This window comes from Gammaproteobacteria bacterium, from assembly GCA_028817255.1.
In the GTDB taxonomy this organism is placed as follows: domain Bacteria; phylum Pseudomonadota; class Gammaproteobacteria; order Porifericomitales; family Porifericomitaceae; genus Porifericomes; species Porifericomes azotivorans.
The window spans coordinates 1-8,254 of the sequence record JAPPQA010000104.1 but is presented as its reverse complement, the minus strand read 5'-3'; the positions used below and the strand labels follow the sequence as shown (position 1 = coordinate 8,254).

Below are 8,254 nucleotides of genomic sequence, written 5' to 3'. Positions count from 1 at the left end.
TCTCCTCCGATTCTTCCGCCGCCGGCTCCTCCGCCGCCGCGGTCTCCTCCGATTCCTCGGTCTCCGATTCCTCCGCTGCCGCTTCCTCGTCCTCGGCGGCAGCCCGTTCGGCAAGGTCCTCAAGGCTATCGCCCGCCTCCGCATCCGCCAGCAATGCCTCGACCCGAGCCCGCGCCCGCTCCCGTTCCGCCTCCTCCGCGTCGCCCGGAGACTGGATGTAAAGCCGGGTTAACTTACGTTCTTCCTCTATGTCATAGTCATCGCTACGTCGCTCGTAGAAGGCCTGCAAGGCCTCTTCCTCCACCGCCACCTCTTCCTCCAGGCCGGCGGCGCTCAGTTCCAGGTAGGCGATGCGCACTTCCTCCGGGCGGTGGTATTTCTCCGTGTGCTTCTGGTAATAGTTCTCGATGTCTTCGTCGTCCACCGCCACTTCCTCGCGCAACTCGGCGGCGGGGAAAACCACATAGGCGATATCGCGGCTCTGCAAACGCATGCGGGCGCCCCAACGGGCCTCGTCCTCAAGCACGAAACTGCTGCGCACAAGCGCCGCCTGCACCTGCCGCCCCATCAGGTCCTGGCGCATCTGCTCCTCGAACTCGGCCGGGCGGAACTGCCCGCGGTAACTCAGCACTTGTCGGTACAGTTCCTGGCTGAAGAAACCTTCCTCCTGAAAAGACTCCATGCCCTGGATCTCCCTGACCACGTCCCCGGCGCTGATACGCATCCCGCTATCGTCGGCGAAGCCCAGCACCAGCTGCCCCAGGACCAGGGAGTCAAGGAGTTCCCGCTTGAGCGCTTTTTCCTCCTCCGGAGAATCCGGCTTGACGGCGCGCCGCTGTTCGTCCATGAGACGGCGAAAATCGTCGAGGAGGATCTCTTCGCCGTTCACCGTGGCGACAGCGGGGTTGACGTTGGCGTCGAAGTAGTAGTTAACGCCCCACAGGGCGAAGGGAATGCAAAACAGCAGCACGACCGCGGAGGCCAGCCACCCGGAGAGACGGTTGCGGATCAGTTGCAACATGATCGTGCTTGTTCCGGGGGGCGAATCGGGAAATCGGGAGCGGCAGGCCTATCCGCGCAGGCGCAGGACGCGCCCCCAGGCGCAACCGCGCCCGGGGCATTGGCGGAGTGGACGGGACTCGAACCCGCGACCCCCGGCGTGACAGGCCGGTATTCTAACCAACTGAACTACCACTCCTGGCGCCACTCCCAGCGCAAGCGGGAGGCGTGTGGGTGCTGAGGGGCTCGAACCCCCGCCCTTCGCCGTGTAAAGGCGACGCTCTCCCGACTGAGCTAAGCACCCCCAAGGCGGGGTCAGTTTATGTGATCTTTAAAGCCCTTGCCGGCCCGGAACGCGGGCGTCTTGGAGGCCTTGATATTGATCTTCTCCCCGGTCTTGGGATTACGCCCGACACGCGCCTTGCGCTTGCGCACCTCGAAGGTTCCAAACCCGGTTAAGGTCACTGAGCGCCCCCGCTTCAGCTCTTTGCTAATCACCCGAATGCAGGCATCCACAGCCCGCCCTGCCGCCTCCTTGGGCAAATCGGAAGTATCGGCAACCGCCTCGATAAACTGAGTTTTATTCATCTTTAGTTTCCTCTCCAAGATGCTGCGAATTGGAACACGCGCCCCGCATTGGACTCCCCTTGCTGGACGAATCGGTTTTCAGACATGCAGGCTTATAACAGAGGCTGTTTTTTTTCGTCAAGCAAGGGAGGCGCGCCCCGGTGCCGCGCAACGGCCCGCAACGGCCCGAATTATATGGGAAATACCCTGCAACATAAGAAGATATGGCAATCTTAGCAGGGCAAATCGCGAACAAGCGGATCAGTTCCGCCGCCGGTTCTCGCCGCTGTTGGCGGCCCGATCCCCACGCACCGGGGTCGAATCCGGCGCCGGACTCATGCACAAATCCAGAAACAGCAGCGCCGCGCCGACCGTGATCGCCGCGTCGGCCACATTGAAGGCCGGCCAATGCCAGTGCCGCAGGTACAAATCTATGAAGTCCACCACCCGGCCATACGCCAGGCGATCATAGAGATTGCCCGCCGCGCCTCCGAAAACCAGCGCCAGGGCGCAGGGCAGCCGCGCCGGAGACGGCGGCAACCGCCGCAACCAAAGCAGGATCAGGGCGCAAACCAGCAGCGAACAGCCGCTTAGAAACCAACGCTGCCAACCCCCGGCATCGCTCAGGATGCCGAAGGCCGCGCCGGCGTTGTAGCCCAGGGCCAGACGCAGGCCGGGCAACAGCGGCATGGCACCGCCCGGCCCCAGCCATTGTTCGGCCAGAACTTTGCTGGCACGGTCCAGCACGACCACCGCCAGCGACAGCCACAGCCACCTCACGGCAAGGAGGCCCGGCCGGGGCGAATGCCTTGCCGCAGGCGCCGCCGTTGGTCGTGGTGGTACTCCCTGGCGCGGCGAATATCGCCGCGCATCCGCCGCACCAGGGTCCCGGTGGAGGCAAAGGGCTGGTCGCCGCGCAGCCGGGCCAACAGCAGCACCTCGACCCGGCGGCGGTACAACTCGCCATCGAAGTCGAGCACATGCGTCTCCAGAAACGCCGGGCCGCCACCGAAAGACGGCCTCGTGCCCACGTAGCTGACGCTGTCCCGCCAAGCCCCCCGCTCCTCTTGCGGCCCCGCCGCCAACCGCAGCCGGGAGACAAATACGCCGGCCGGCATCGGCGGCTGACGCCGCAGGACGATATTCGCGGTGGGGACACCCAGCTGCCGGCCGCGGCCAGCACCGGGAGACACCCGCCCGCAGACGCCGAATTCCCGCCCCAGCAGACGGCGCACCCCGGCGAGATCGCCGCCGCGCAAGGCGGCGCGAATCCGGCTACTGCTAACCCGCTCCCCGTCCAATTCAAGATGCTCCACGGGCGCCGCCCGGTAGCCGCACTGCCGCTGCAGCGACTCCAACAGGGCCCGGTCGCCGCGCCGGCCGCTGCCGAACCGGAAGTCGGCGCCGAAAACCAGGCGCCGCGCGCCCAGTCCCGCGACCAGGAATTCCGTCACGAAACGTTCCGCGGACACGCCGGCCAACCGGGCGTCGAAGCGCAGGCATATCGCGCAATCTACAGGCACCGAGCGCAGGTATTCCAGCTTGTCGCGCAGGCGCATGAGCCGGGGCGGCGCCCCGGCGGGATCGAACCACTCGCGCGGCTGCGGTTCGAACAGCATGACCGCGGACAACAATCCCTGGCTCGAGGCGCTACGGCGCAGCCGCTGCAACAGGGCCTGATGGCCGAGATGCATGCCGTCGAAATTGCCGACGGCCACCGCCGCCCCGGCGGCGGACAACGGCGCCACGCGGCGCAGGATGCGCATATCCGCCCTTACGCCTCCAGCCGCGGCGGGCGCCCGCCCAGGAGCGCGAACGCGGCGCCGTAGGCCGCCGCCCCGGCCGCGACAACGCCCGCCAGCGCCGCCGCCCGGCGCCATGCCGGCCACTGAAGCCAAACGTCGCCGGGCACCGCCTGCCATTGCAGCAGCAGGACCATCGCCAGACAGGCCAGCGCCACGCGCAGCAGGAACCGCCCCCAGCCCGGGCGCGGCGCGAAAACCGCCAGCCGTCGCAAACCGCGGTACAGCAGGCCGGCATTCAGCGTGGCGGCGAGCGCGGTAGCCAGGGCCAGGCCCACATGTCCCAACGGCCCGATTAAAAGGAGGTTCAGCAGCAAATTGGCGGTCACGACGAACAATCCGATCCGCGCCGGCGTCGCGGTATCCTGCCGGGAATGGTACCCGGCAGCCAGGATCTTCGCCAGGATCATGGCCGGCAGACCGAGCGAGTACGCCGCCAGCGCGGCGGCGGTGCGCCGGGCGTCCTCGGCGGAAAAGCGTTCGTACTGAAAAATCGTAATGCCGATCGGTTCCGCCAGGACGACCAGCCCCAGCGCCGCCGGGACGCCGATCAGCAGCGCCCAGCGCAACCCCCGGTCCAGCAGCCGGATATGCGCCCCGGTATCGCGCCGCGCGTGGTGCGCCGCCAGGGAGGGCAGCAACACGGTGCCCAGGGCGATCCCGAACACGCCCAGGGGGAACTCCATCAGGCGGTCCGCGTAATACAGCCAGGAGATACTGCCCGCCGTCAGGAAGGAGGCCAGCAGCATGTCCACGATGCCGTTGAGTTGAAAGACGGAGGCGCTGAAAAGGGCCGGCCCCATCAGCCGGAAGATGCGCCGTGCCCCTTGCGGGTCCCGGCGCAGGGCGGGCCGCGGCAACAGTCCGAGACGGCGCAGGAAGGGCAACAGGAACAGAAACTGCAGGACGCCGGCGAGCAGCACGCCCCAGGCCAGGGCATGCACCGGCCGCGCCAACAGCGGCGACAGCCAGAGGGCGCAGCCGATCAGCGACAGGTTCAGCAACACCGGGGCGAAGGCGGGGGCGGCAAAGCGTCCGTACACGTTCAGCACGGCCCCCGCCAGGGCGACCAGCGAGATCAGCGGCAGGTAGGGCAAGGTCAGCCGCAACATGGCGACCGCCTCCGGAAACTGCGGCGTACCGAGAAAGCCGGGGGCGAAAAGGGCGACCAGCAAGGGCGCGGCCGCCACGCCCAGCACCGCCAGCAGCGACAAGCCGCCGCCCAGCACGGCGCTGACCTGGTCCAGCAGGGCGCGGATTTCGTCGCGGCCGCGCCGCTCCCGGTATTCGCCCAGCACCGGGGCGAAACTCTGCACGAAGGCGCCCTCGGCAAACAGCCGGCGCAACAGGTTGGGCATCCGAAAAGCGACCAGGAAGGCGTCCAGGCCCGCGCCGAAGGAGACGGCAAGCACGATGTCCCGCACCAGCCCGAAGACGCGCGACACCGAGGTCATGCCTCCGGTTACCAGGGTGCTTTTCAACAGCCGTGCGGCCATAAGTTACGGTAAAGAGTTACGGTAAAGCGCGCGGGGCGGGCGGCCGCTTCGGCCAGATCATCCCCCGATTATACCCAATGTATGCCCAATGTATGCCCAATGCGCGGCAACGGACCATGCGCCCTGCACGGCATCCGGCGCGGGCGGAGGCGCCATCTGTTCCCCAATCGCAAACCCGAACCCGTACCTGCGCATTGCGCGCCCGCGACGGCGCCTCTTACAATGGGGCGGCGTCGGCGCCACTTCGCCGGCATGGGGGTAACAATGCACGCTTCTCTCCCCGAATCCGGGGCAACGCGCCATCGAATCGTGATCGTCGGCGGCGGCGCCGGCGGCCTGGAACTCGCCTCTGCCCTCGGGCGCGGCCCCGGTCGCCGCCGGCAGGCGGATATCGTGCTCGTGGACTCCCACATGAGCCACCTGTGGAAACCCCTGCTGCACGAGGTGGCGGCGGGCACTCTGCTCACCCACGAAGACGAGGTCAACTATCAGGTACAGGCCCACCACAGCGGCTTCATCTTCCGCCTGGGCCGCATGGACCGCCTGGACCGCGGCCGGCGCCGGATCGAGATCGCCCCCAGCATTGATGCGGCGGGACGGGAATACATCCCCCGCCGCGGCATCGAGTACGACACCCTGATCCTCGCCGTCGGCGGCGTCACCGACGACTTCGGCACCGACGGGGTGGCCGAGCACTGCTACTTCCTCGACCACTACGAGCAGTCTCACGATTTCCATCGGCACCTGCTGAGCAACTGCTACCTGGCCCAGACGGAGCAAGGCGAGCGGCCGCCGGGCCGGCTGCACATCGCGGTGGCGGGCGCCGGCGCGACCGGGCTCGAACTGGCCGCGGAGCTGCACAGCTCCCTGCGGCTGCTGGTGGATTACGGTCTGGACCGCATCCAGCCGGACCGGGATATACGGATCACGATTATCGAGGCCGCCGAACGCATCCTGCCTGCATTGCCGGAACGGTGTTCGCGGGCGGTGACGGCGCAGATGCAAAACCTGGGCATCCAGATGCTGATGGGCGAACGAGTCGTGCGGGCCACGCCCGAGGGCTTCGCCACCGACAGCGGACGCTTCGTCCCGGCGGAACTCAAGGTGTGGGCGGCCGGGATCAAGGCGCCGGAGTTCGTAAAGGAACTGGACGGGCTGGAAACGGACCGGCGCAACCGTCTCCTGGTGCAGCGCACGCTGCAGACGACGCGCGACCCGGACATCTACGCGCTGGGAGACTGCGCCGCCTGCCCGTGGCCGCAACACGAGGAACCGGTGCCGCCGCGCGCCCAGGCCGCCCATCAGCAGGCGCAGTTCCTGGTCAAGGCCATGAAGCGCCGCCTGCGCGGCCGGCCGCCGCCGCTGTATTCCTACCGGGACTACGGCACCCTGATCAACATGAGCCGGTACTCCACCATCGGCAACCTGATGGGCAACTTCGCCCGCCGCTGGCGCGCCAGCATCTTCATGGAGGGCGTCCTGGCGCGCCTTTTCTACCTGAGCCTGTACAAGGCGCACCAGGTCGCGCTGCTGGGGATGCTGCCGGTGGTCATACGCACCCTGACCGACTTGCTGTTGCGGCAACTGAAGCCGCCGGTAAAGCTGCACTGAGCGGGGGCCGCATCGGGCAACCGCCTAAACCGGCAGCGCGCCGTAGAAATCCTGCGGGACAATTATTCCCGCGCTCCGGCGTCCCGCTAACAAAACCTTGAGGCAGGCTCATGCATCCTGTTGCAGTACGACGCTCCTAAAAGTCAAAGAGACGCGGCGCTCTCTCGGATACTTACGATGACCTATGATGTCGTTCTTTCTGGGCGCAATGCCGTGCGTCCAAAGATATCGGCTATCGCCTGCAAGCACTACGGCACTTCGGGGCTCAAGAAACAGTTCGATACCTTCCCTGTCAGAGGCCGGTACTTGGCGTACCTTTTCGGAAGACACTGCGCGCCTCTCCAGGCCCATCATGCAAGTCGATCCTATAGAAATGGATACCACCACCGGCCCAAAACAAGGCTCGCAATCCACGTGCGGCGCGATGCCCTGGCCAGGTTTATATTCGTTGATGATCATCTGTTCGGGCGGGCGCTCGTGAAAGAAGTCTTCGACCAAACGCTCTACAAACGGCACAACCCATTCCGGCAACTTGCCGATACGCATATCTTCGGAAATTTTCCGAGCCTTATAGTCGTAACGATAACCGTAATGTTGCACCCGCCGCTTGAGAACCGAAAGCCACTGGCTTTCGGCCTCTTTAATTCTATCCAGAAATTCGTTTTCCTCCTCGGTCGAGATGTAGCCGGAAATGTAGCGCCCGCCTATACTCCTCAGTTTCTCCTTCTGCTTGGCAATGTAAGGTTCTACCCCTTCAGGGATCTCGCCCTCAGAGAAGAGTGGAAGTGATTGACCGGGATGTACCATTGCAATGCTCCTCTGCGCTCATTTACTAACCAAACGAGCAGAAACATAGTGTACAGGATTTTCTCGCCCATAATAGACTGCTTCTTCTTCTCGATCCCGGAAGCCAAATGATTGGCTTAATTTCTGTTCCAGAATCTCCCAATTCCGATGGAATCTATCCTCTGCTGGATTTTGATAGATCACGTAGATGGAATGACAGGTATTGCTGGAATCGAGTATGAGCAATTCGGTAATTTGCTCGTAAATATCATCAACGGTTTTCCCTCCTCCCTGAAGAGTCTCTTGACTCAATACAAAACTGAAATTAACTACCGTAACGCAGGCAGAATCTTTTTCGATATACTCCCTACGATGTCTTACCGCATCTTTGAACGTAGCAAAGAGATTGCTTTCTTCGAATAATCCGTATTTTTCATTCATTATTCTGCATTTTTCACGCATATTTCTAGAAGCATCTACACCGTAATACAAGACTTCCCTCCCCGCATACGTTTTACTACGACGCGACAATAAAGCCAATCCTGCCGTCATCGGACCGCAACCGAAGTCGAATAAACATATGTTTTCCGCATCAAGAAAACAGCATTTTCTAAACACTGCGTAATTATGATCGTAGTGCATTCGCAAATATAAGAAAATATATGCTTCCACCTTAAACATTTTCTTCTCACGACTATCCCAACTCGATTTAGGGTTATCAAAATCGGCACTGCCTCGCTCCAAAACGATTTCTCTAATATCGTGATCTGTAACCTTCTTTGAAAGCGAAATTGATTTGTAGAAGTTCATCGCTGGCTCACAGGATTCTTTTAATTCCTTGATGATCTGAGGAATTCGTTTTTGATTCATTTTATTATTCTTTTCTTGTGCTTATAGACCAGCCGTGCTCGCACGAGCATGCTGGCCGGGCGCGCCACTAATCCAAGCCGTGCTTCTGCATGCGGTAGCGCAGGGTCATGCGCGTGACGCCCA

Annotated in this window: 8 protein-coding genes and 2 tRNA genes; 1 reads left to right on the top strand and 9 read right to left on the bottom strand. The window is 63.3% G+C overall.

Annotation, left to right across the window (positions count from 1 at the left end; translation table 11 throughout):
- The 7 genes from OXU43_04515 to murJ all read right to left on the bottom strand — a co-directional run.
- On the bottom strand, positions 1–1,021 hold a 1,021-nt coding region (locus OXU43_04515; protein ID MDD9824412.1), incomplete at its 3' end, for a SurA N-terminal domain-containing protein.
- Between the two features lie 100 nt (positions 1,022–1,121).
- Positions 1,122–1,198 (bottom strand) — tRNA-Asp (locus OXU43_04510).
- 32 nt (positions 1,199–1,230) lie between these two features.
- Positions 1,231–1,303, bottom strand: a tRNA-Val gene (locus tag OXU43_04505).
- 11 nt (positions 1,304–1,314) lie between these two features.
- Positions 1,315–1,587: an HU family DNA-binding protein gene (locus tag OXU43_04500; GenBank protein MDD9824411.1), complete on the bottom strand. Its 273-nt coding sequence runs from the start codon at positions 1,585–1,587 to the stop codon at positions 1,315–1,317.
- 240 nt (positions 1,588–1,827) lie between these two features.
- Positions 1,828–2,346 carry a signal peptidase II gene (gene lspA / locus OXU43_04495; GenBank protein ID MDD9824410.1) on the bottom strand — a complete coding sequence of 173 codons (519 nt, stop codon included), beginning with the start codon at positions 2,344–2,346 and terminating at the stop codon, positions 1,828–1,830.
- Positions 2,343–3,332: a riboflavin biosynthesis protein RibF gene (ribF, locus tag OXU43_04490; GenBank protein MDD9824409.1), complete on the bottom strand. Its 990-nt coding sequence runs from the start codon at positions 3,330–3,332 to the stop codon at positions 2,343–2,345. Before ribF ends, lspA begins: the two co-directional genes overlap by 4 nt.
- 8 nt (positions 3,333–3,340) lie before the next feature.
- Positions 3,341–4,864, bottom strand: a complete 1,524-nt coding sequence (gene murJ / locus OXU43_04485; protein MDD9824408.1) for a murein biosynthesis integral membrane protein MurJ — start codon at positions 4,862–4,864, stop codon at positions 3,341–3,343.
- A 264-nt stretch (positions 4,865–5,128) separates the two neighbouring features.
- On the opposite strand from murJ, the gene OXU43_04480 reads away from it, so the two are divergent.
- Complete coding sequence (locus OXU43_04480) at positions 5,129–6,475, top strand: NAD(P)/FAD-dependent oxidoreductase (protein ID MDD9824407.1); 1,347 nt, start codon at positions 5,129–5,131, stop codon at positions 6,473–6,475.
- A gap of 108 nt (positions 6,476–6,583) precedes the next feature.
- Here OXU43_04480 and OXU43_04475 read toward each other — a convergent pair whose 3' ends face one another.
- Together OXU43_04475 and OXU43_04470 are read right to left on the bottom strand one after the other, a co-directional pair.
- On the bottom strand, positions 6,584–7,282 hold the full coding sequence (locus OXU43_04475; protein MDD9824406.1) for an alpha-ketoglutarate-dependent dioxygenase AlkB: 699 nt from the start codon (positions 7,280–7,282) through the stop codon (positions 6,584–6,586).
- An 18-nt stretch (positions 7,283–7,300) separates the two neighbouring features.
- Positions 7,301–8,131, bottom strand: coding sequence for a hypothetical protein (locus tag OXU43_04470; protein MDD9824405.1), 831 nt, complete (start codon positions 8,129–8,131; stop codon positions 7,301–7,303).
- Positions 8,132–8,254: the final 123 nt, after the last annotated feature.